Genomic DNA, 22,759 nt, shown 5'->3' on the forward strand with positions numbered 1-22,759 from the left:
AAATGACAGCACATTTCGCTCTGCACGGTTGGTGGCGTACTTCCTGATCTTCGGGCAGTGTCACGCGTCTGCGATAAGCAAACAGATACCCAGCCCGCTACCCAGCGGGCTTTTTTTTGAACAGAATATGAGAACAACAACATGCAAACAGCCAAACCCCACCTCGAACTGCTGACCTGCGAGGCGGCCTATCGCCATAACCCTACCGCGCTGTTTCATCAGGTGTGCGGTGCACGACCTGCGACGCTGCTGCTGGAATCTGCTGATATCGACAGCAAGGACGATCTTAAAAGCCTGCTGCTGGTTGACAGCGCGCTGCGCATTACCGCGTCGGGTGACACCGTCACCATTAAGGCGTTATCTGAGAATGGCGCGTCGCTGCTGCCGCTGCTGGATGCGGCTCTGCCTTCAGGCATTGAAAATGAGCGTCATCCGGACCTGAGAATTCTGCATTTCCCGCCGGTAAGCCAGTTGCTGGATGAAGATGCCCGCCTCTGCTCGCTCTCCGTTTTTGACGCCTTCCGTCTGCTGCAAAATCTGGTGGCCGTACCGGAAGATGAGCGCGAAGCAATGTTCTTTGGCGGGCTGTTTGCTTACGACCTGGTTGCTGGCTTTGAAGATTTACCCCAAACCGAGCAGGGTAACCGCTGCCCGGACTACTGCTTCTACCTGGCCGAAACCCTGCTGGTGATCGACCATCAGAAAAAATACACCCGCATCCAGGCCAGCCTGTTCACGCCGTCTGCGTCTGAGAAAAATCGCCTCGCGCAGCGCATCGCCCAACTGCAACAGCAGATGTCGGAAGCACCGCCCGCGCTCCCGGTGCAGCGTGTTGAAAAGATGACCTGCGAGGTGAGTCAGACCGACGATCAGTACGGCGCGGTGGTGCGTCAGATGCAAATAGCGATTCGTGCCGGGGAGATATTCCAGGTGGTGCCGTCCCGTCGCTTCTCACTGCCCTGCCCGTCGCCGCTGGCGGCTTACGATGTGCTTAAAAAGAGCAACCCAAGCCCTTACATGTTCTTTATGCAGGACAATGATTTCACCCTGTTTGGCGCGTCGCCGGAAAGCTCCCTCAAGTACGACGCCACCAGCCGCCAGATTGAGATCTACCCGATAGCGGGAACCCGCCCACGCGGCCGTCGTGCCGATGGCTCCCTGGACCGCGATCTCGACAGCCGCATTGAACTGGAAATGCGTACCGACCATAAAGAGCTCTCCGAACACCTGATGCTGGTTGACCTGGCGCGTAACGATCTGGCACGCATTTGCACGCCTGGCAGCCGCTACGTGGCGGACCTGACCAAAGTCGACCGCTACTCCTTCGTCATGCACCTGGTCTCCCGCGTGGTGGGTGAGCTGCGCCACGACCTCGACGTCCTGCACGCCTACCGCGCCTGCATGAACATGGGCACGTTGAGCGGCGCGCCGAAAGTCCGCGCCATGCAGCTGATTGCCGAAGCTGAAGGCCGCCGTCGCGGCAGCTACGGTGGTGCCGTGGGCTATTTCACCGCTCACGGTGACCTCGATACCTGCATCGTGATCCGCTCTGCCTACGTTGAGGACGGCATTGCCACCGTCCAGGCCGGGGCCGGAATTGTGCTGGATTCTGTTCCGCAGTCGGAAGCCGACGAAACCCGCAGTAAAGCGCGCGCGGTACTGCGCGCCATTGCTACCGCACACCATGCACAGGAGATTTTCTGATGGCTGACATTCTGCTGCTCGATAATATCGACTCCTTTACCTACAACCTGGCAGATCAGCTGCGTGCGAATGGTCACAATGTCGTTATCTATCGCAACCACGTTCCGGCCCAGACGCTGATTGACCGTCTGGCGACCATGCAAAACCCGGTGCTGATGCTCTCCCCGGGCCCAGGCGCACCGAGCGAAGCAGGCTGTATGCCTGAGCTGTTGACCCGTATGCGCGGCAAGCTGCCGATTATCGGCATCTGCCTTGGCCATCAGGCGATTGTCGAAGCCTACGGCGGTTACGTGGGTCAGGCGGGGGAGATCCTGCATGGTAAAGCGTCAAGCATTGAACATGACGGTCAGGCGATGTTTGCCGGGCTGCCGAACCCGCTTCCGGTAGCGCGTTACCACTCGCTGGTTGGCAGCAACATTCCGGCCGGGCTGACCATTAACGCCTCGTTTGAAGGGATGGTGATGGCGGTGCGTCATGATGCGGATCGCGTCTGCGGGATGCAGTTCCACCCGGAATCTATCCTGACGTCCAACGGCGCGCGCCTGCTGGAGCAAACGCTCGACTGGGCGCTGCAAAAGCTGGAGCAGACCAACACCCTGCAACCGATTCTGGAAAAACTCTATCAGGCCCAGACCCTGAGCCAGCAGGAGAGCCACCAGCTGTTCTCCGCCGTCGTGCGCGGCGAGCTGAAGCCTGAGCAGCTGGCCGCTGCGCTGGTGAGCATGAAAGTGCGCGGGGAAAGCCCGCAGGAGATCGCCGGCGCGGCAACCGCGCTGCTGGAAAATGCCGCCCCGTTCCCGCGCCCGGACTACCCGTTTGCCGATATTGTCGGGACCGGTGGCGACGGCAGTAACAGTATCAATATTTCCACCGCCAGCGCCTTTGTGGCCGCGGCATGCGGTCTGAAAGTGGCGAAACACGGCAACCGCAGCGTGTCCAGCCGTTCAGGATCGTCCGACCTGCTGGCGGCTTTCGGTATCAACCTGGACATGAACGCCGAGCGTTCCCGTGAAGCGCTGGATGACCTTGGCGTCTGTTTCCTGTTTGCGCCGAAGTATCACACCGGTTTCCGCCACGCGATGCCGGTTCGCCAGCAGCTTAAAACCCGCACGCTGTTTAACGTGCTCGGTCCACTCATTAACCCGGCGCATCCGCCGCTGGCGCTGATTGGCGTTTACAGCCCGGAGCTGGTCCTGCCGATTGCGGAGACGCTGCGCGTCCTCGGTTACCAACGCGCCGCCGTGGTACACAGCGGCGGGATGGATGAAGTTTCCCTGCATGCGCCCACGCTGGTGGCGGAACTGAATCACGGCGAAGTGCTGAACTATCAGCTTGAGGCCGCTGACTTCGGGTTGACCCCGTACCATCAGGACGCCCTGGCGGGCGGCACGCCGGAAGAAAACCGTGACATTCTCACGCGCTTATTACAAGGTAAAGGTGAGGCCGCCCATGAGGCCGCCGTGGCGGCCAACGTAGCCATGCTGATGCGTTTACATGGCGAGGAAGATCTAAAAGCCAACGCCCAAAAAGTTCTGGACGTACTGCGCTCCGGTGCAGCTTACGATCGCGTTACCGCACTTGCGGCAAGAGGGTAAATAATGCAGACCGTTTTAGCGAAAATCGTCGCCGATAAGGCCATCTGGGTGGAAGCCCGCAAGCAACAGCAGCCGCTCGCCAGTTTTCAGAATGACGTCGTTCCGAGCAGCCGTCGTTTTTATGATGCGCTCCAGGGCGCGCGTACCGCGTTTATTCTGGAGTGTAAAAAAGCGTCTCCGTCCAAAGGCGTGATCCGTGACGATTTCGACCCGGCGCGTATTGCCGATATCTACAAGCATCATGCGTCTGCCATTTCTGTGCTGACGGATGAGAAATATTTTCAGGGCAGCTTCGATTTTCTGCCCGTAGTCAGCGGCATCGCGCCGCAGCCGATTCTGTGCAAAGACTTTATTATCGACCCGTATCAGATCTGGCTGGCGCGCTTTTACCAGGCCGATGCCTGCCTGCTGATGCTCTCCGTGCTGGATGACGAGCAGTATCGCCAGCTCTCCGCCGTCGCGCACAGCCTGAATATGGGCGTGCTGACCGAAGTGAGCAACGAAGAGGAGCTGGAGCGCGCCATCGCGCTGGAAGCCAAAGTGGTCGGCATTAACAACCGCGACCTGCGCGACCTGTCGATTGACCTCAACCGTACGCGCCAGCTTGCGCCGCGTCTGGGCGCGGGCGTCACGGTGATCAGCGAATCCGGGATAAACAGCTACGCTCAGGTGCGCGAACTCAGCCACTTTGCCAACGGTTTCCTGATCGGCTCCGCGATGATGGAACACGACGATCTTAATGCGGCCGTGCGCCGCGTGCTGTTGGGTGAGAACAAAGTCTGCGGCCTGACCCGTGAACAGGATGCGCAGGCCGCATATGAAGCGGGCGCAATCTATGGTGGTCTGATCTTTGTTGAGTCCTCTCCTCGCGCCGTTAATGAGGAACAGGCGCGCAAGGTGATGGCGGCTGCGCCACTGAACTACGTGGGCGTGTTCCGCGATGCGGATATTAACGACGTTGCGGCTAAAGCGGACGCGTTATCCCTGAGCGCGGTTCAGCTGCATGGCGATGAAGATCAGGCGTACATTGATGCTCTGCGACATGCTCTGGCGCCTCAGGTTCAGATCTGGAAAGCGCAAAGCGTTGGCGCCACCCTGCCCGCGCGTAACCTGAAGCATGTTGATAAATACGTGCTCGACAACGACCAGGGCGGCACGGGGCAGCGTTTCGACTGGTCACTGCTGCGTGGCGAAGTGCTGGACAATGTCCTGCTGGCGGGGGGATTAAGCCCCGATAACTGTGTGGAAGCGGCCAAAACCGGCTGCGCCGGCCTCGATTTCAATTCAGGCGTAGAGTCCCAACCGGGCATTAAAGACGCCAGCAAGCTGGCATCGGTATTTAAAACTCTGCGTGCATATTAAGGAAGAGAAGATGACGACATTACTTAACCCGTATTTTGGTGAGTTCGGTGGGATGTATGTCCCACAAATCCTGATGCCCGCGCTGCGCCAGCTGGAAGAAGCGTTCGTGAGCGCACAGAAAGATCCGGCGTTTCAGGCGGAGTTTACTGACCTGCTGAAAAACTACGCCGGTCGTCCGACGGCGCTGACAAAGTGCCGCAACCTGACCGAAGGCACTAAAACTACGCTGTATCTTAAGCGTGAAGATTTGCTGCACGGTGGCGCGCATAAAACTAACCAGGTGCTGGGCCAGGCGCTGCTCGCGAAGCGGATGGGTAAAACCGAAATCATCGCCGAAACCGGCGCGGGGCAGCACGGTGTGGCCTCAGCGCTCGCCAGCGCCCTGCTCGGCCTGAAATGCCGCATTTACATGGGGGCGAAGGACGTTGAGCGCCAGTCGCCGAACGTGTTCCGTATGCGTCTGATGGGGGCGGAAGTGATCCCGGTGCACAGCGGTTCTGCCACGCTGAAAGATGCCTGTAATGAAGCGCTGCGCGACTGGTCTGGCAGCTACGAAACCGCCCACTACATGCTCGGTACCGCCGCGGGCCCGCACCCGTTCCCGACCATCGTGCGTGAATTCCAGCGCATGATCGGCGAAGAGACTAAAGCGCAGATCCTCGAAAAAGAGGGTCGCCTGCCGGATGCGGTGATCGCCTGCGTTGGCGGCGGATCTAACGCCATCGGCATGTTTGCCGATTTTATCGACGAAACCAGCGTTGGGCTGATTGGCGTTGAGCCTGCCGGCCACGGCATTGAAACGGGCGAGCATGGTGCGCCGCTGAAGCATGGCCGCGTGGGGATCTACTTCGGCATGAAGGCCCCGATGATGCAGACCGATGAAGGGCAGATTGAGGAGTCTTACTCGATCTCTGCCGGGCTGGATTTCCCGTCCGTAGGGCCGCAGCACGCGTTCCTGAACAGCACCGGCCGCGCGGATTATGTCTCCATCACCGATGACGAAGCGCTGGAGGCCTTCAAAACGCTGTGCCGCAATGAAGGGATCATCCCGGCGCTGGAGTCTTCCCACGCGCTGGCGCACGCGCTGAAAATGATGAAGGAAAACCCGGAAAAAGAGCAGCTGCTGGTGGTAAACCTTTCCGGTCGCGGTGACAAAGATATCTTCACCGTTCACGATATTCTGAAAGCACGAGGGGAAATCTGATGGAACGCTACGACAACGCATTTGCACAACTGAAAGCCCGCCAGGAAGGCGCGTTCGTTCCCTTCGTGACGCTGGGCGACCCCGGCCCGGAGCAGTCGCTGAAGATTATCGACACCCTGATTGATGCCGGTGCCGACGCGCTGGAGCTCGGTATTCCGTTCTCCGATCCGCTGGCGGATGGCCCGACCATTCAGAACGCAACGCTACGCGCGTTTGCCGCGGGCGTGACGCCGAGCCAGTGCTTTGAAATGCTGGCGGCGATCCGTCAGAAGCACCCGACCATTCCGATCGGCCTGCTGATGTACGCCAACCTGGTGTTCAGCCGCGGCATTGATGCGTTTTACGCAGAGTGCGCCCGCGTGGGCGTTGACTCCGTGCTGGTGGCTGACGTGCCCGTTGAAGAGTCTGCGCCATTCCGTCAGGCGGCAATGCGCCACAACGTCGCGCCGATTTTCATCTGTCCACCGAATGCCGATGACGATCTGTTGCGCCAGATTGCCTCTTACGGACGAGGTTACACCTACCTGCTCTCCCGTGCGGGCGTCACCGGTGCGGAAAACAAAGCCGCGCTGCCGCTGCATCATCTGGTGGAGAAGCTTGCAGAATACCATGCTGCACCGCCGCTTCAGGGCTTTGGCATTTCCTCACCGGATCAGGTTACTGCGGCGATTGACGCGAAAGCCGCCGGGGCCATTTCGGGTTCGGCTATCGTGAAAATTATCGAGAAGAACGTGGATAAGCCACAGCAGCTGCTGGCTGAATTACACGCATTCGTCACATCCATGAAAGCGGCCACGCGCAAGGCGTAACCGTTAACACCGTCTGGCCCCGGCGTCAGGCGGTTTTCCCTCCTCTCTTCCTGAAAGAAGCAGGTCAAAATTGATCCTGTCGATATTTTCGGTGTGAATGACTTTCCAAACTTTCGCGTAAGCGTATGATCTGGGCTCTTTTTAGCGTTACCCTTCTGAGTTCAGAGGTTATTCATGTCATGGTATTCCTTCAAACAGACTTACCTGGTTAAGTTCTGGTCACCTGTTCCGGCCGTTATCGCGGCAGGCATTCTCTCTACCTATTATTTCGGTATTACCGGCACCTTCTGGGCTGTTACGGGCGAGTTTACCCGCTGGGGTGGGCAGCTATTACAGCTGGCAGGCGTCCATGCCGAAGAGTGGGGCTACTTCAAACTGATCCATCTTGAGGGCACACCGCTGACCCGCATCGACGGAATGATGATCATTGGCATGTTCGGCGGCTGTTTTGCGGCCGCGCTGTGGGCCAACAACGTTAAGTTGCGCATGCCGAAAAGCCGCATCCGCATTATGCAGGCCGTGGTCGGCGGCATCATTGCCGGGTTTGGCGCTCGTCTGGCGATGGGCTGTAATCTGGCCGCGTTCTTTACCGGCATTCCGCAGTTCTCGCTGCATGCCTGGTTCTTTGCCGTCGCCACCGCCATCGGCTCCTACTTCGGTGCTAAATTCACCCTGCTGCCGCTGTTCCGCATTCCGGTGAAAATGACGAAAGTTAGCGCTGCCTCTCCGTTAACGCAAAAACCCGATCAGGCGCGTCGTCGTTTCCGCCTCGGTATGCTGGTCTTTTTTGCTATGGTTGCCTGGGCGATTTGCACGGCAATGAATCAGCCCAAACTCGGTCTGGCCATGCTGTTCGGCGTCGGCTTTGGTCTGCTGATTGAACGCGCGCAGATCTGCTTTACCTCCGCGTTTCGCGATATGTGGATCACCGGACGCACCATGATGGCGAAGGCGATCATTGCCGGCATGGCCGTGAGCGCAATTGGCATCTTCAGCTATGTTCAGCTCGGCGTGGAGCCAAAAATTATGTGGGCGGGCCCAAATGCCGTGATTGGCGGGCTGCTGTTTGGCTTTGGCATTGTGCTGGCGGGCGGGTGTGAAACCGGCTGGATGTATCGCGCTGTGGAAGGCCAGGTGCATTACTGGTGGGTGGGTCTGGGTAACGTGATTGGCTCTACCCTTCTGGCCTGCTACTGGGATGACGTCTCTCCGGTGCTGGCAACAAACTGGGACAAGGTCAACCTGCTGAAAACCTTTGGTCCACTCGGGGGGCTCCTGGTGACCTATGCCCTGCTGCTCATCGCCTTCTTACTGGTTGTTGCACAAGAGAAGCGCTTCTTCCGACGCGCCACCGCCAAAACTGAAACTCAGGAGAATGCCGCATGAAAGATATCGTCCCCGATTATCGACTGGATATGGTCGGTGAACCCTGCCCGTATCCGGCGGTTGCCACGCTTGAGGCGCTACCGCAGCTAAAGAAAGGTGAAATTCTGGAGGTGGTGAGCGATTGCCCCCAGTCGATCAATAACATTCCGCTTGATGCCAAAAATCACGGCTATACCGTTCTGGATATCCAGCAGGACGGACCAACCATTCGTTATTTAATTCAGAAGTGATTTCACGATCGAAAAAGGCCTCTCAGAGGCCTTTTCTAGTTTACTGGCTTTGGCCACCGTCGTCGTCTGAGCTTCGGCAGGCATGAATGAATGGTGAGACGTGTTCCGCAAACGGAACAGATAGCACCGTGAGGTAGGCTATGTGCTGGGCTGAACGTCGTGAACTGAAAATGTTTACCTGCACAAACCGGACACTCAAATTTGATGTTGGGGATATCCCCTCCAGACAGGTGTGTGGAACAACCACCATACAGCAATCACCGGCTGACAGGGGATATATCTTCTGTCAGAAACGATAGCCTGCTGAGAACATAAATACCCACGGATCCAGACGGGTATTGATACTTTGCTGCTGCCCGCCAGCTTTAAAGCGCACGTCCGTATCAATGTCCATATACCAGACAGAGGCGTTGATCAGCCAGTCACGATTAATCAGATAATCCAGACCAACCTGTCCCGCCATGCCCCACGAGTCTTTCAGGCTGAGATCGGAGAGCCCGGCCTCTTTACCAGTATCGTTAAATTTCTCATCAAAGAAGGTGGTGTAGTTAACGCCTGCACCAATATAAGGGCGCACCTTGCTGCTGGAATCGCCGAAGTACCACTGCGCCATCAGCGTTGGTGGCAAATGGTGCACCGTGGCAATGTCCCCGGTCGGTCCTAAACCGACGCGGTGACGGAATGGCGTGGCGGCTAAAAGCTCGACGCCAACGTTATCCGTTGCCATATACGTAAACGTCAGGCCTAACTGGGTGTTATTGCTGACGTTAAACCCGCCCATACCCAGTACATTATCGGACCCTTCCGTTGGACGTACCGTTGCCGAACCGGCACGAATAAAGAATTCGCCTGCTTCATGCGCGTACGCGCCGCCAGAGAGACTGCTTAAGATAAGGGCTGCCACCGCTAATTTTTTCATATCCGCTCCATCGTTGTGGTTTTAATTGCGGAGGAGAATATACTCACAAATGAGTAATAAGTGATCTAACACAGATCACATTAAAACCAGTAAGTTAACATTCATTGATCTAGGTTAATTTTTGGTGACGCCTCATAAAGCAATAAGTTGTTACCGCGTCAATTTTTGGCATTTCATGGTTACAAAATTTTCTGTTTTCACTCTCTTGCGCTTCCTGTAGCGGCTGGATAATTTATCGCTCTCACAATGTGATTTGATGCGTTCTACTTTTGCAGGTGTGCCATGAGTGATCATAACCCGTGCATGACGTGCGGAGCCTGTTGTGCGTATTTTCGAGTCTCTTTCTACTGGGCTGAAGCCAGCGATGGCGGCGGCACCGTTCCGGTCGATCTCACTGAACCCTTAACCCCTTTTCTGCGCTGTATGCGCGGCACCAATCAAAAACAGAGCCGCTGTGTGGCACTGGAAGGTGAACCTGGGGTATCCACCCGCTGCTCCATTTACGCGGATCGCCCCAGCCCGTGTCGCACTTTCGCGATGTCGGGAGAGGATGGGCAGGTCAATGAGGCATGCAATCGCGCCCGCGCCCGCTATGGATTACCGCCGCTTTACAAAGATATGCTTTTCCATACAAGCCTTGATGCTGCCACCAGCGTGTTATCCGGTGTACAATTGCCGGCTAATTAACACCTGCAATACTCAAGGAGAGTGCATGTCTATCACGGCGAAGTCTGTCTACCGTGACACGGGAAATTTTTTCCGCAATCAGTTCATTACCTTTTTACTGATCGCGTTGTTGTGCGCCTTTATTACGGTGGTGCTGGGTCATGCGTTCTCACCCAGTGATGAACAGATTGCCACGCTGAGCCAGGGGGATCATCTTGCAGGCAGCGCAGGGTTGTTTGACCTTGTGCAGAATATGACGCCTGAGCAACAGCAAATCTTGCTGCGCGCATCTGCGGCATCTACCTTCTCGGGTCTGATTGGCAACGCCATTCTGGCGGGTGGCGTGTTGCTGATGATCCAACTGGTATCTGCCGGCCAACGCGTCAGCGCGTTACGTGCAATCGGGGCCAGTGCTCCGGTGCTGCCAAAGCTGTTTATCCTCATCTTCCTGACCACGCTGCTGGTCCAGATGGGGATCATGTTGGTGGTCGTTCCGGGCGTGCTGCTGGCTATCGTGCTTTCATTCGCGCCAGTAATGGTTGTGCAGGACAAACTGGGCATTTTCACCGCCATGCGCAGCAGCATCAGGCTCGCATGGGCCAATATGCGACTGGTCGCCCCGGCCGTTATCAGCTGGCTGCTGGCCAAGACTCTGCTGTTGCTGTTTGCGCCGAATTTTGCGGTGTTAACGCCAAACGTCGGAGCGGTTGTCGCCAATACGCTGAGCAATCTGATTTCAGCCGTGCTGCTGGTCTATTTGTTCCGCCTGTACATGTTAATTCGTCAGTAACTGGGATCGCAGAATGAAGCAGTTTCTTGATTTTTTACCGCTGATCGTATTTTTCGCTTTTTATAAGCTGTACGACATTTATGCCGGCACGCTGGCGCTGATTGTGGCAACGGCTGTGGTGCTGATTTACAGCTGGGTTCGCTATCGCAAAGTTGAAAAGATGGCGCTCATCACCTTCCTGATGGTGGCGGTGTTTGGTGGCCTGACGTTGTTCTTCCACAATGATGAATTTATCAAATGGAAGGTTACGGTGATTTACGGCCTGTTTGCGGGCGCGCTGCTCATCAGCCAGTGGGTGATGAAGAAGCCGCTGATCCAGCGCATGCTGGGGAAAGAACTGACCCTGCCGCAGGCTGTGTGGGAGCGTCTGAATATCGCCTGGGCGCTATTTTTTATTCTGTGTGGTCTGGCGAATATCTATATCGCATTCTGGCTGCCGCAGAATATCTGGGTCAACTTCAAGGTGTTTGGCCTGACGGCGCTGACCCTTATCTTCACCCTGCTCAGCGGCGTTTATATTTATCGCCACATGCCGCAGGATGACAAGCACTGATCCTTCTGGCCAGATCGCCACGCGGTCTGGCCTCTTTTCCCGCCTTCTCTTTTCTCTACATCCTTCCTGCGAAAATGTCTGAATTATGAAGATTTTATGGAGATCGCTGTCACTTTATTGAAATGGGAATGACTATCATTAATATTCGTCATCGCATTTTTAACAAATGGAAATGAGTTGATGAATAACATAATAAGATTTGCCCCGGCTACACTTACGCTCGCCATTTTTTCAACGCTATACCAGAGCGCACACGCAGCGGAAGAGACTCTCACCGATGGTGAAACAATGGTTGTTCAGGCCACCGCTGAAGAGGCGCTGAAGCAACAGCCGGGGGTTTCCATCATCACGGCAAAGGACATAGAAAAGGATCCACCGGTTAACGATCTTTCAGAAATTATTCGCAAAATGCCCGGGGTTAACCTCACCGGAAACAGCGCGACAGGCAGCCGCGGTAACAACCGCCAGATCGACATCCGCGGTATGGGGCCGGAGAACACGCTGATTCTGATTGACGGTGTGCCGGTGACGTCACGTAACTCGGTGCGCTACAGCTGGCGCGGGGAGCGCGACACCCGCGGGGATACTAACTGGGTTCCGCCAGAGATGGTTGAGCGCATTGAAGTGCTCCGGGGACCTGCTGCCGCCCGCTATGGTTCGGGGGCGGCCGGCGGCGTCGTCAACATCATTACCAAACGCCCGACCAACGACTGGCACGGCTCACTCTCCCTGTACACTAACCAGCCTGAAAATGATAAAGAGGGGTCGACAAAACGCGCTAATTTTGATCTGAGCGGCCCCCTTGCGGGCGATGCGTTAACGATGCGCCTGTACGGGAATATCAATAAAACTGACGCAGATGCTCAGGACATCAACACCGCGCAAAATGGCTCTTACGCCGCCGGACGTGAAGGCGTGCGCAACAAGGACATCAATGCCCTGCTCTCCTGGAAACTCACGCCACAGCAGATTATCGATTTCGACTACAGCTACAGCCGCCAGGGCAATATCTACGCGGGTGATACTCAATACAGCAACAGCAACGTCAGCCCTGACGGTCTGGTGTCGTCCCTGTATGGACACGAAACCAACCGAATGTACCGCCAGTCTTATGGCATTACGCACAACGGCATCTGGGACTGGGGTCAGTCAAAGTTCGGTGTCTATTATGAAAAGACCAACAACACCCGCCTGGAAGAAGGCTCTACGGGCAAAGTTGAGGGGATGATCAATAGCGATAAATACGATACCAGCCGGCTGGAGTCATACCGTTCAACGGGTGAACTGAACATTCCTTTCTTCTGGCTGGTCGAACAGACGCTAACCGTGGGTGCAGAATGGAATCGTGATGAACTGAACGATCCGGCCTCAATGCAGGCGACAAATGTGTCGGGAGAAGTGATTAACGGCGTTCCCGGCACGGCTTCTGAGCGCAACAGCAAAAACAGCGCTGACCTCACCGGCATCTATCTTGAGGACAATATTGAAGCGCGTCAGGGCACCAACCTGATCCCGGGGCTCCGCTTTGATTATCACAATCAGTTTGGCAGCAACTGGAGCCCGAGCCTGAACGTCTCTCAGGATTTGGGTGACATGTTCAAGGTTAAAGCGGGTATCGCTCGGGTATTTAAAGCGCCAAACCTGTATCAATCCAGCGAAGGCTATCTGCTTTCCACCCGCGGCAATGGCTGCCCGAACAATGTTTCCGAAGGAAGCTGTTACCTGTTAGGTAACCCGGATCTGGATCCTGAAATCAGCGTGAACAAAGAGATTGGCCTGGCCTTTGCGCTGGAAGGCTACGAGGCGGGCATAACCTGGTTCCGCAACGATTACAAAAACAAGATCGTTTCAGGAACGGATGTGCTGGGCCAGACAAGCAGCGGCGCAAATATCCTTCAGTGGCAGAACGGAGGAAAGGCTGTCGTTGAGGGGCTGGAAGGCAACCTCACCGTCCCGGTTATCCGCGACACGCTAACCTGGCGTACCAATGCGACGTATATGATTCAGTCTGAAAGTAAGGACACCGGCAACCCTCTGTCGATTATTCCAAAATATACCGTCAACACGATGCTCGACTGGCAGGTTAGCAGCAAACTTTCAGCGAACCTTAGCTGGACGATGTATGGCCGCCAGAAGCCAAGAGAAAATGCTGAAATCCGCAAAGAGCAGAATGCGATGTCAGATAAAGAGATTGGCGCCTATTCCATCGTTGGGATCGGCAGCAATTATCAGCTGACAAAAGATCTCCGCCTGAATGCCGGGATCAGCAACCTCTTTGATAAGCAGATTTACCGTAAAAATGACGGTGCATCGACCTATAACGAACCAGGCCGTGCGTATTACGCAGGCGTGACCCTGTCCTTCTGACCCTAAGGCGCCTGCTCTGCGGGCGCTAACCCTATTCTCTCCAGCCAGAAATCATAGTAGCATCCCGCCTGAAGTCTTCAGTTACGAGTTTAAAAACAATGACAACAAATGACGCCCCACAGGGCGAACTGGTTTTACGCACACTGGCAATGCCTGCGGATACGAATGCCAATGGCGATATTTTTGGCGGCTGGTTGATGTCGCAGATGGATATGGGCGGTGCAATCCTGGCAAAAGAGATTGCACACGGGCGCGTGGTAACCGTCCGGGTCGATGGCATGACCTTCCTGCGTCCTGTCGCGGTGGGGGACGTGGTGTGCTGTTATGCACGCTGCGTAAAACGCGGCAATACGTCTGTCTCCATCAACATTGAAGTCTGGGTGAAAAAAGTCTCTTCTGAACCGATTGGTCAGCGCTATAAGGCGACGGAGGCATTGTTCATCTATGTGGCGGTGGATAGCGACGGTAAGCCCCGCCAGCTTCCACGGAGCTGATCCTCAGGTAAAAAAAGCCTCCTTGCGGAGGCTTCTTTTATTCCATCTGTGCCCCGCCGTTCAGGCGGAAGACAATGTTCACAATCAACCCATTGCCGGGTTTACCGGCTTCATAGCGCCACCTGCGCATGGCCGATTTAACTTCACGTTCAAACATATTCGCCGGCTGTGCGGACAGGATTTCCACGTTATCGACACGTCCATCGGCCGTAACGTCGAATTTCACCCGTACACGCCCTTCAATACGTAACGCCTGAGCACGTGCCGGGTACTGCGGCTGGTTACGGCTCAGCGCGCGCGGGCCTGCTGGCGCCGTTACCGTCGGTTTTGTCGCGGTCGTGGTGTTATTCATCAGCGGACGTGACGGGGCGGCATTTTCAACCGGCTGCGTGGCGCGTGGCTCAACCGGACGCACTTCGCGTTTCGGACGTTCTTCAACCTTTTTGACCGGCTTGGGTTTTGGCTTCGGCTTAGGTTTCGGCTCCGGCTTATGGATCACCACCGGCGCTTCTTTCGGCGGTTCAGGAACCGGCTCGGGCTCTGGCTCCGGCTCGGGTTCAACAACGGGCTGTGGCGGCGGCGGCGCAACCTGCGGCGGCTCAAGATCCGCAGGCGATACCATGGTCACAGAAATTGGCTGCGCTGGCGCCGGCATTTCAATAACCTGATGAACCGAGGTATAGAGCAGACCCGCCACGACAGCACCGTGAATAACGACGGAAAGCAGCGTCGGCCATGGAAAGCGGCGAGGTAAATCAAGGGTCATCGAAGTCATAATCATCAACGTTAAAAAACCGAACCTTGATTTTAAATGCAAATAGCAATCATATTCAATAAGACACTTTGTCCTGGCGCAATTTAAGCGTACATGAGGGCAAAAAAGGGGCATCCAGATCAGGGTTTTAACATTGTTATTATCTTTACATTGCAGTCATTTGTGCTTTCACATAACGTAATTGTCACTTTTACCGGTTAAGGAGCTTTGCCGTGCTTTACGTGATTTACGCTGAAGATGTACCTGATTCTCTGGAAAAACGTCTTTCCGTTCGCCCTGCCCATCTGGCGCGTTTACAGTTGCTACAGGATGAAGGTCGGTTGCTGACCGCAGGCCCGATGCCTGCCGTTGACAGCAACGATCCGGGCGCGGCGGGTTTTACCGGCTCCACGGTGATTGCCGAGTTTGAATCTCTTGAAGCCGCGCAGGCCTGGGCAGAAGCAGACCCGTACGTCGCAGCCGGCGTGTACGAGAAAGTCACGGTTCGTCCGTATAAAAAAGTATTCTGAAACGAAAGGCTCCCTCAGGAGCCTTTTCTTCATTCAGTGCAGCGACGCCAGCCTCGCCGCAAATCCGACAAACAGCAGACCTATCAGCCCGTTCCCCAGCTTCGCCAGTTTCTTTTTGGTTTTGAGGTAACGCGTGACAAACGCGCCTGAGAAAATCAGGAAGCTCATGTACATGAAGCTGATCAGCTCAAGCGTTGTGGCGAGGATCAGGAACGACGTGCCGGTATTCTTCGCATTGACATCAATGAACTGTACGAAGAACGACACGTAAAAGAGAATCGCTTTCGGGTTCGTCAGGCTCAGCACCAGCGAACGCTTAAGGATTGCGCTTGCCGGTTCGGCGCTACTTTCGTGCGCATTTTTTTGACGCATCATAACGGACCAGAGCATTTTCCCGCCCAGCCACAGCAGATAAAACGCGCCCAGATAGCGGACAATATTAAATAATACCGGAGTGGTCTGGATCAACGCGGCGACGCCCGCCCAGGCCAAAAACATTAGCACGGCATCACCAATAAACACACCGGTGGCTGCCAGATAGCCTTTCTTAACGCCGTGGCCAATCCCTGTTTTCAGCACAAACAAGGTGTTCGGTCCTGGAACCAGCACGATAAAAAATGCGCCGACAACATAGGTCCAGAAATTCAGTACACCAAACTCCGCAAACACGTCTCACTCCTTTCGCTCAAAAACAGCGGGGATACCGGGAATTACGGTATCCCCTTAATCAGTTGCGCTATTGTACGCCGTTATAGCCATCAAGATAAGTCGCGGCCAGTTCGTTGCCAAATAATATGGCGTCTTTACTGTCCATGTCCGATGACCATTTATCCTTCGTGTTGCCTGCGAACAATTCCTGAGACGTCGCATTTTCTTTTAGCTGATCGCGAATGCTTTGTGCGTATTCACTGGCTTCAGCCTGAGTCCGCCCTTCCGCGCGGTCAGCTTTGCCCCGGGCATAAAGCTCGCGGAACTGCGCCACGTTCAGCTGATAATTTTTCTGCACGCTGGAGGTGTAATTGCCGCCAGTAAAGCTGGACTGATGCGACACGAAATAAAACGCGTGCCGTTCGGGTGAGGTTTTGCTGCTGGCACAACCGCTTAATATCGCAATCCCAAAGAGTGCTGCCATTACTTTTCCGTTCATCCTTTGTTCCTTTAATAAAGCCAATGTATTCCGCATGCGAAAACATAATCTGCCAATGAGGAAAATGACGAAAGTCCTAAATCTTCCCTGAGCGCATCCAGCGCCAAAAGTACAATAAAAATCCAGAGATAAGGATTCATCTTTTAATATCATGACGTTAAGGGGACTTAGTATATCGCGGAAAGCAGATGGGAAGAGACTGCAAAAATTGATAGCCTGGATGTTTAATGGGCACCTTTACGGTGCCCTTCATGCTTTTCAGATGTCCTGGACCGCGAACAACAGCGCGTTACGGTGTCTGTTCAGGCCACATTTTCTGATGGCGTGGATACGCATATTGCGGCGGGATTGTGCTTCCAGCCAACGAGCCTTACGACGACTCACCTGTCGCAACATGCGCCAGCGCCCAACTTCAGTTCTACTGCGCTTCATGTCTACAACTCTTTCTCTAACAGAGATGCCATTATATGCCTAAGCAGGCGGCAAACCAGCGCTTTTATCTGGTGTTTTTATTTGCCAGATGAATCCTGATGCGTAAACTCATAACAATACGCTTTCAAAAGGATTTTTTATTTATGACAACCTTCTACACCGTGGTGAGTTGGCTGGTCATTTTAGGATACTGGCTGTTAATTGCCGGGGTGACGTTGCGCATTCTGATGAAACGCAGAGCGGTACCTTCCGCCATGGCCTGGCTTCTGATTATCTATATTCTGCCGCTGGTGGGCATCATCGCCTATCTCTCTTTCGGTGAACTTCATCTGGGTAAACGCCGCGCCGAACGCGCCCGCGCCATGTGGCCCTCCACGGCGAAATGGCTTGCAGACCTTAAAGCCTGCAAGCATATCTTCGCTGAAGAGAACAGCAGCGTGGCCGCATCTCTGTTCAAGCTGTGCGAACGCCGCCAGGGGATTGCTGGGGTAAAAGGTAATCAACTGCAACTGATGACCTCTTCCGATGATGTGATGCAGGCGCTGATCCGTGATATCCAGCTCGCACGGCATAATATCGAGATGGTGTTTTATATCTGGCAGCCGGGCGGCATGGCGGACCAGGTCGCCGAATCACTAATGGCCGCTGCACGTCGCGGTATCCACTGCCGCCTGATGCTGGACTCCGCCGGCAGCGTGGCCTTTTTCCGTAGCCCGTGGGCAGGCATGATGCGCAACGCCGGTATCGAGGTGGTCGAGGCGCTGAAAGTGAATCTTTTCCGCGTCTTTCTGCGCCGCATGGATCTCCGCCAGCACCGGAAAATGGTTCTGATCGATAACTATATCGCCTACACCGGCAGCATGAACATGGTTGACCCCCGCTTCTTCAAGCAGGATTCCGGCGTGGGGCAATGGATCGATCTGATGGCGCGGATGGAGGGACCGATCGCGACCTCAATGGGTATCGTCTACTCCTGCGACTGGGAAATTGAAACCGGTAAACGCATACTTCCCCCGCCCCCGGATGGCAATATCATGCCGTTTGAGGAAGCCAGCGGGCACACTATCCACACTATCGCATCCGGTCCTGGCTTCCCGGAAGATCTGATCCATCAGGCACTGCTGACCGCCGCCTACTCCGCGCGGGAATATCTGATCATGACCACGCCCTATTTCGTTCCCAGCGACGACCTTCTGCATGCCATCTGTACAGCGGCACAGCGCGGAGTGGATGTGAGCATTATTATGCCGCGCAAGAACGATTCGCTGCTGGTGGGATGGGCAAGCCGCGCGTTCTTTAGTGAGCTGCTGGCCGCAGGCGTTAAAATTTATCAGTTCGAAGGCGGGCTGTTACATACCAAGAGCGTGCTGGTGGACGGAGAGCTGAGTCTGGTGGGCACCGTTAACCTCGATATGCGCAGTCTGTGGCTGAATTTTGAAATTACGCTGGTCATTGATGACGCCGGGTTCGGTGGCGATCTGGCAGCGGTTCAGGACGATTATATCTCCCGCTCACGCCTGCTGGACGCCAGACTGTGGGCGAAACGTCCGCTGTGGCAGCGAATTGCCGAACGACTGTTTTACTTCTTTAGCCCGTTGCTGTAAAACGTGCCCAACGATGTTTAACAGGTAGTCATCATGGAAATGGATCTGAACAATCGCCTGACCGAAGACGAAACGCTCGAACAGGCCTACGATATTTTTCTCGAGCTGGCGGTCGATAATCTCGACCCTGCTGACGTCATTCTTTTCAACCTGCAATTTGAAGAGCGTGGCGGTGCTGAGCTGTTCGATCCGGCTGAAGACTGGGCCGAACACGTCGATTTTGACCTCAATCCGGACTTCTTCGCCGAGGTGGTGATTGGCCTGGCAGATGAAGACGGCGGAGAAATTAACGACATCTTTGCCCGCGTCCTGCTGTGCCGCGAGAAAGACCACAAACTGTGCCATATTCTCTGGCGCGAATAATAAAAAAGGCTGCCCGCGCAGCCTTTTTTATTTAATCCGGTAAGGCATTTCCACAGCGGTGACAAAACCGCGCGCCGGGTTCATGATTCCCCTGCTGACAATTCGGACATTTGCGTTGCTGCTTGCTGTTCTGGAAGGCGCTGCTCATATGGGTGGTAATTAGCCCCGTTGGTATCGCTATTACTGAATAGCCGATCAGGATAAGAACCGATGCCACAATACGTCCGAGCGGCGTATGCGGGGTAATATCACCATAGCCCACGGTGGTCACCGTGACGATAGCCCAGTAAACAGACGCATTAAGCGTGGTAAACCCGTATTTTGGCCCTTCGATTAAATACATCAGGGAGCCAAAAACGATCATCACGATAGCAATAAACGAATAGAAGAGAATCAGCTGGTGGCGGGCGCTGACAATGGCGACCCAAAAAACCCGCAGCGACGGCATAAAGCGCAGCAGTTTGAGAATTCGTAACACGCGAATCGCCCGCATTGCGCGCCAGGCAAACACATAATTCAGGCTGATCTCAGGCCACAGCCACATGACATACAGCGGCAGGATGGTGGCTAAATCAATAAATCCCCAGAAGCTGAAAACGTATTTCGCCGGATTTGGCCAGCTAATGACCCTCAGCACATATTCCGCGGTAAACACCAGCGTGACAATCAATTCCAGCCAGACGAAAATGTGCCACTCCTCATACGTCATGTGGTACTGCGTTCCGGCCCCGGATTCGATAAAGATAATAATGACGCTAATCAGCGCAAATAAACCACACAGGCCTTCGAAACGGCGACCGGAAACCGTCTCAGGATCAAATAAAAGGTGATACAGCCGCTGACGGGCCGACGTGAATAATCGCGACACATTAACCTCGAAAAATAAGGGCTGACATCATGTCAGCCCTTGCGATTATAACGGGTCTACTTTCAGGCAGGAAACCGCATGTCGGAAACTGCCCTCCAGAACCGGCCGTGTTTTTGCACATTCCGGCCCGGCTATTGGGCATCGCGTACGGAATACGCAGCCTGAAGGCGGGTTGATTGGCGAAGGCAGTTCACCTTCCAGAAGCTGAATGGTTTTATTTTTTTCCAGATCGGGATCCGGAACGGGAACCGCAGACATCAGCGCTTTGGTATAAGGGTGCAGCGGATTGTGGTACACCTCATCATACGTACCCAGCTCCACGGCGTGGCCCAGATACATGACCAGCACACGGTCCGAAATGTGTTTTACCACCGCCAGATCGTGGGCGATGAAGATCAGCGACAGCCCCATTTCCCGTTGCAGTTTCTGTAGCAGGTTAACCACCTGGGCCTGGATGGAGACGTCCAGCGCCGAAACCGGTTCATCACAGATAATCAGTTTTGGTTCAAGGATCAACGCGCGTGCGATACCGATACGCTGGCACTGACCGCCGGAAAACTCATGTGGGTAGCGGTTTATGAGGTTAGGTAACAGACCCACCTTGAGCATCATCGCTTTCACCCGATCGCGAACTTCCTGGCGCGGCATCTTCGGATGATAGGTGCGCAGCGGCTCGGCAATGATTTCGCCAATGGTCATACGCGGGTTCAGGGACGCCAGCGGATCCTGGAAAATCATCTGGATGTCGCTGCGCACGTCGCGCCATTCATCCGGCTTCATCCCCAGCAGATCTTTGCCAAGCCAGGCCACTTTCCCGTCGGTGGCTTTCACCAGGCCGATGATCGCACGCGCAAATGTCGATTTGCCGCAGCCAGATTCACCCACCACGCCCAGGGTCTCCCCTTCGTACAGGCGTAGCGTGACGCCATCCACCGCTTTCAGGGTTTTGGCAGGCTGCCAGAACCACTGTTTACCGTCTTTGATATCGAAATGGACCTTCAGGTCAGCGATTTCGAGCAGCACATTTCTTTTTTCGTCGATTGCGTTCATACCAGCTCCTCCAGCGGCTTAAAGCAGGCGCGCAGACGGCCTGGGACAAACGCTTCCAGCGGCGGTGCGCTGTTACAGATTTCCATCGCATGCGGACAACGCGGCTGGAACGGACAGCCTTTTGGCAGACGCAGCAGGTTTGGCGGGTTACCCGGGATAGTCAGCAGCGACTCCCCTTCCGCATCAAGGCGCGGTACGGCATTCAGCAACCCGATAGAGTACGGATGGGCTGGCTGGTAGAACACATCGCGGGCATTACCGTATTCCATCGTGCGACCTGCATACATGACTAACACTTTGTCGCAGATCCCGGCAACGACGCCTAAATCGTGGGTGATCATGATGATGGCGGTGTTGAACTCGCGCTTCAGCTCGTTCAGCAACGTCATGATCTGCGCCTGGACGGTCACGTCCAGAGCGGTGGTCGGTTCATCAGCGATCAGCAGTTTTGGCCGACAAAGCAATGCCATCGCGATCATGACGCGCTGGCGCATACCGCCGGAGAATTCGTGCGGATACATGCGCATGCGCTTACGTGCCTCAGGCATTTTCACCGCATCCAGCATTTTGACGGACTCTTCAAACGCTTCGGCTTTACCCAGCCCCTTGTGGAGCATCAGCACTTCCATCAGCTGTTCGCCCACACGCATATAGGGGTTCAGGGACGTCATCGGATCCTGGAAAATCATTGAAATCTGCTCCGCGCGCAGCTTATTCAGCTCATGTTCCGGCAAATTCAGGATCTCTTTTCCGTTAAACGTCGCCGAACCACCGATCACGCCGTTTGACGCCAGCAGGCCCATCAGCGCGAATGCGGTCTGGGATTTACCGGAACCGGATTCGCCCACAATGCCCAGCGTTTCACCGGCACGCAGGTCGAAGTTGAGATCGTTAACGGCAGTAACATCCCCGTCGGGGGTTTTAAACGTCACGCGGAGGTCTTTAACGTCCAGCAGTGCGCTGGTCCGCTGTTGCGCCTGTGGCGCGGTTGCCGTTTCAATAATAGTCATGACGGCGCTCCTTAACGGTCTTTCGGGTCGAGGGCATCACGCAGGCCATCGCCGATAAAGTTGAAACAGAACAGGGTGACGACCAGGAAGCCCGCCGGATACAGCAGTAACCACGGTGACACTTCCATGGAGTTTGCGCCATCACTTAACAGAGCGCCCCAGCTACTCAGCGGCTCTTGCGTACCTAATCCCAGGAAGCTCAGGAAAGATTCAAACAGGATCATACTTGGCACCAGCAGGGAGGCGTATACCACAACCACGCCCAGCACGTTAGGAACGATATGACGCACCACAATATTGGCGGTAGAAACACCACCAACCTGTGCGGCTTCGATAAACTCCTTACGTTTGAGGCTCAGCGTCTGGCCGCGCACAATACGCGCCATATCCAGCCAGGACACCATCCCGATCGCCACGAAGATCAGCAGGATATTTTGACCAAAGAAGGTCACCAGCAGAATGACGAAGAACATGAACGGGAAGGAGTTCAGGATTTCAAGCATACGCATCATCACGGAGTCCACTTTCCCGCCGAGGTATCCGGAAAGCGAACCGTAAAGCGTGCCGACGATCACCGCCACCAGCGCCGCCGCGATGCCAACCATCAGGGAGATACGGCCGCCAATCGCCACACGCACCAGCAAATCACGCCCGGAGGAGTCAGTGCCGAAATAGTGCCCGGATTCCATATCCGGCGCGCTGGACATCATGCCCCAGTCCGTATCGAAATAGGTGAACTGAGAGAGCATTGGCGCCAGGGTGACAAACAGCGCAATAAGCACCAGCACGACCAGGCTGGCAACGGCGGCACGGTTATGCATAAAACGACGGCGGGCGTCCTGCCAAAGGCTACGACCTTCAACCTCCAGCTTTTCACTGAAGTTTTCCAGCGCCTCGCTGTTTTTCTTACTCAACATCATGG

General features: G+C 55.2%; 25 protein-coding genes, 1 pseudogene and 1 other annotated feature. Of the genes and pseudogenes, 16 read left to right on the forward strand and 10 right to left on the reverse strand.

Features of this window, described 5'->3' with window-relative positions:
- Positions 1-2 precede the first annotated feature (2 nt).
- The 8 genes from trpL (at position 3) to yedF (ending at position 8,290) form a co-directional block, all read left to right on the forward strand.
- On the forward strand, positions 3-47 hold the full coding sequence (gene trpL / locus ACOTYB_RS09755; RefSeq protein WP_071524153.1) for a trp operon leader peptide: 45 nt from the start codon (positions 3-5) through the stop codon (positions 45-47).
- Positions 24-118: a sequence feature (Trp leader region), on the forward strand. (Overlaps the previous gene by 24 nt.)
- Before the next feature lie 23 nt (positions 119-141).
- Positions 142-1,704, forward strand: a complete 1,563-nt coding sequence (locus ACOTYB_RS09760; RefSeq protein WP_220153108.1) for an anthranilate synthase component 1 — start codon at positions 142-144, stop codon at positions 1,702-1,704.
- A complete protein-coding gene (gene trpD, locus ACOTYB_RS09765; RefSeq protein WP_032609354.1) occupies positions 1,704-3,299 on the forward strand; it encodes a bifunctional anthranilate synthase glutamate amidotransferase component TrpG/anthranilate phosphoribosyltransferase TrpD in 1,596 nt (531 codons plus the stop codon). Before ACOTYB_RS09760 ends, trpD begins: the two co-directional genes overlap by 1 nt.
- A 3-nt stretch (positions 3,300-3,302) precedes the next feature.
- Complete coding sequence (gene trpCF, locus ACOTYB_RS09770) at positions 3,303-4,661, forward strand: bifunctional indole-3-glycerol-phosphate synthase TrpC/phosphoribosylanthranilate isomerase TrpF (RefSeq protein ID WP_220153109.1); 1,359 nt, start codon at positions 3,303-3,305, stop codon at positions 4,659-4,661.
- A gap of 10 nt (positions 4,662-4,671) precedes the next feature.
- Positions 4,672-5,865: a tryptophan synthase subunit beta gene (gene trpB / locus ACOTYB_RS09775; RefSeq protein WP_003856780.1), complete on the forward strand. Its 1,194-nt coding sequence runs from the start codon at positions 4,672-4,674 to the stop codon at positions 5,863-5,865.
- On the forward strand, positions 5,865-6,674 hold the full coding sequence (trpA, locus tag ACOTYB_RS09780) for a tryptophan synthase subunit alpha (protein WP_220153110.1): 810 nt from the start codon (positions 5,865-5,867) through the stop codon (positions 6,672-6,674). The genes trpB and trpA overlap by 1 nt, the downstream gene beginning before the upstream one ends.
- A gap of 174 nt (positions 6,675-6,848) precedes the next feature.
- Positions 6,849-8,060 carry a selenium metabolism membrane protein YedE/FdhT gene (gene yedE / locus ACOTYB_RS09785; RefSeq protein ID WP_022651357.1) on the forward strand — a complete coding sequence of 404 codons (1,212 nt, stop codon included), beginning with the start codon at positions 6,849-6,851 and terminating at the stop codon, positions 8,058-8,060.
- Positions 8,057-8,290 (forward strand): sulfurtransferase-like selenium metabolism protein YedF, encoded by a 234-nt coding sequence (gene yedF / locus ACOTYB_RS09790; protein WP_006175744.1) that lies wholly within the window; start codon positions 8,057-8,059, stop codon positions 8,288-8,290. Before yedE ends, yedF begins: the two co-directional genes overlap by 4 nt.
- A 286-nt stretch (positions 8,291-8,576) precedes the next feature.
- On the opposite strand, the gene ompW is transcribed toward yedF, so the two are convergent.
- Positions 8,577-9,209: an outer membrane protein OmpW gene (gene ompW / locus ACOTYB_RS09795; RefSeq protein ID WP_017693317.1), complete on the reverse strand. Its 633-nt coding sequence runs from the start codon at positions 9,207-9,209 to the stop codon at positions 8,577-8,579.
- A gap of 282 nt (positions 9,210-9,491) precedes the next feature.
- Here ompW and ACOTYB_RS09800 point away from each other — a divergent pair, with 282 nt between their 5' ends.
- The 5 genes from ACOTYB_RS09800 (at position 9,492) to yciA (ending at position 14,079) form a co-directional block, all read left to right on the forward strand.
- Positions 9,492-9,896 carry a YkgJ family cysteine cluster protein gene (locus ACOTYB_RS09800; RefSeq protein WP_003856766.1) on the forward strand — a complete coding sequence of 135 codons (405 nt, stop codon included), beginning with the start codon at positions 9,492-9,494 and terminating at the stop codon, positions 9,894-9,896.
- 25 nt (positions 9,897-9,921) lie between these two features.
- A complete protein-coding gene (locus ACOTYB_RS09805) occupies positions 9,922-10,665 on the forward strand; it encodes a YciC family protein (RefSeq protein WP_003856765.1) in 744 nt (247 codons plus the stop codon).
- Positions 10,666-10,678: 13 nt separating this feature from the next.
- Positions 10,679-11,218, forward strand: a complete 540-nt coding sequence (locus ACOTYB_RS09810) for a septation protein A (protein WP_023324803.1) — start codon at positions 10,679-10,681, stop codon at positions 11,216-11,218.
- A 180-nt stretch (positions 11,219-11,398) separates the two neighbouring features.
- Positions 11,399-13,585, forward strand: a complete 2,187-nt coding sequence (locus ACOTYB_RS09815; protein WP_045343248.1) for a TonB-dependent siderophore receptor — start codon at positions 11,399-11,401, stop codon at positions 13,583-13,585.
- 98 nt (positions 13,586-13,683) lie between these two features.
- The gene (gene yciA / locus ACOTYB_RS09820) at positions 13,684-14,079 is read left to right on the forward strand and encodes an acyl-CoA thioester hydrolase YciA (protein WP_003856759.1); all 396 of its coding nucleotides are present in this window, start codon (positions 13,684-13,686) and stop codon (positions 14,077-14,079) included.
- A 37-nt stretch (positions 14,080-14,116) separates the two neighbouring features.
- Here the strand turns inward: yciA and tonB are convergent, their stop codons facing one another.
- Positions 14,117-14,845: a TonB system transport protein TonB gene (gene tonB / locus ACOTYB_RS09825; protein WP_017384230.1), complete on the reverse strand. Its 729-nt coding sequence runs from the start codon at positions 14,843-14,845 to the stop codon at positions 14,117-14,119.
- Between the two features lie 221 nt (positions 14,846-15,066).
- Here tonB and ACOTYB_RS09830 point away from each other — a divergent pair, with 221 nt between their 5' ends.
- Complete coding sequence (locus tag ACOTYB_RS09830; protein WP_003856755.1) at positions 15,067-15,363, forward strand: YciI family protein; 297 nt, start codon at positions 15,067-15,069, stop codon at positions 15,361-15,363.
- A 33-nt stretch (positions 15,364-15,396) separates the two neighbouring features.
- On the opposite strand, the gene leuE is transcribed toward ACOTYB_RS09830, so the two are convergent.
- The 4 genes from leuE to ACOTYB_RS09850 form a co-directional block, all read right to left on the reverse strand.
- Complete coding sequence (gene leuE, locus ACOTYB_RS09835) at positions 15,397-16,032, reverse strand: leucine efflux protein LeuE (RefSeq protein ID WP_022651359.1); 636 nt, start codon at positions 16,030-16,032, stop codon at positions 15,397-15,399.
- Positions 16,033-16,099: 67 nt separating this feature from the next.
- Positions 16,100-16,510: an Exc2 family lipoprotein gene (locus ACOTYB_RS09840; RefSeq protein WP_003856751.1), complete on the reverse strand. Its 411-nt coding sequence runs from the start codon at positions 16,508-16,510 to the stop codon at positions 16,100-16,102.
- Between the two features lie 11 nt (positions 16,511-16,521).
- Positions 16,522-16,650, reverse strand: a complete 129-nt coding sequence (locus ACOTYB_RS09845) for a KPN_01571 family protein (protein ID WP_210911827.1) — start codon at positions 16,648-16,650, stop codon at positions 16,522-16,524.
- Positions 16,651-16,768: 118 nt separating this feature from the next.
- Entirely contained in the window at positions 16,769-16,942 is a 174-nt protein-coding gene (locus tag ACOTYB_RS09850; RefSeq protein WP_017384232.1) for a YciY family protein, read from the reverse strand.
- A 143-nt stretch (positions 16,943-17,085) separates the two neighbouring features.
- Between ACOTYB_RS09850 and cls the strand changes: the two genes are divergently transcribed.
- Together cls and ACOTYB_RS09860 are read left to right on the forward strand one after the other, a co-directional pair.
- On the forward strand, positions 17,086-18,546 hold the full coding sequence (gene cls, locus ACOTYB_RS09855) for a cardiolipin synthase (RefSeq protein WP_003856750.1): 1,461 nt from the start codon (positions 17,086-17,088) through the stop codon (positions 18,544-18,546).
- Between the two features lie 33 nt (positions 18,547-18,579).
- Complete coding sequence (locus tag ACOTYB_RS09860; RefSeq protein ID WP_003856748.1) at positions 18,580-18,909, forward strand: HI1450 family dsDNA-mimic protein; 330 nt, start codon at positions 18,580-18,582, stop codon at positions 18,907-18,909.
- Between the two features lie 31 nt (positions 18,910-18,940).
- Here the strand turns inward: ACOTYB_RS09860 and ACOTYB_RS09865 are convergent.
- The 4 genes and pseudogenes from ACOTYB_RS09865 to oppC form a co-directional block, all read right to left on the reverse strand.
- A pseudogene (locus ACOTYB_RS09865) lies at positions 18,941-19,808 on the reverse strand (ion transporter).
- 14 nt (positions 19,809-19,822) lie between these two features.
- Complete coding sequence (gene oppF, locus ACOTYB_RS09870) at positions 19,823-20,827, reverse strand: murein tripeptide/oligopeptide ABC transporter ATP-binding protein OppF (protein WP_003856743.1); 1,005 nt, start codon at positions 20,825-20,827, stop codon at positions 19,823-19,825.
- The gene (locus ACOTYB_RS09875) at positions 20,824-21,837 is read right to left on the reverse strand and encodes an ABC transporter ATP-binding protein (protein ID WP_003856742.1); all 1,014 of its coding nucleotides are present in this window, start codon (positions 21,835-21,837) and stop codon (positions 20,824-20,826) included. Before ACOTYB_RS09875 ends, oppF begins: the two co-directional genes overlap by 4 nt.
- An 11-nt stretch (positions 21,838-21,848) precedes the next feature.
- Complete coding sequence (gene oppC, locus ACOTYB_RS09880; protein WP_015570372.1) at positions 21,849-22,757, reverse strand: oligopeptide ABC transporter permease OppC; 909 nt, start codon at positions 22,755-22,757, stop codon at positions 21,849-21,851.
- Positions 22,758-22,759 lie beyond the last annotated feature (2 nt).

It is taken from the genome of Enterobacter cloacae complex sp. IR5450 (assembly GCF_049238665.1).
GTDB lineage: Bacteria > Pseudomonadota > Gammaproteobacteria > Enterobacterales > Enterobacteriaceae > Enterobacter > Enterobacter hormaechei_C.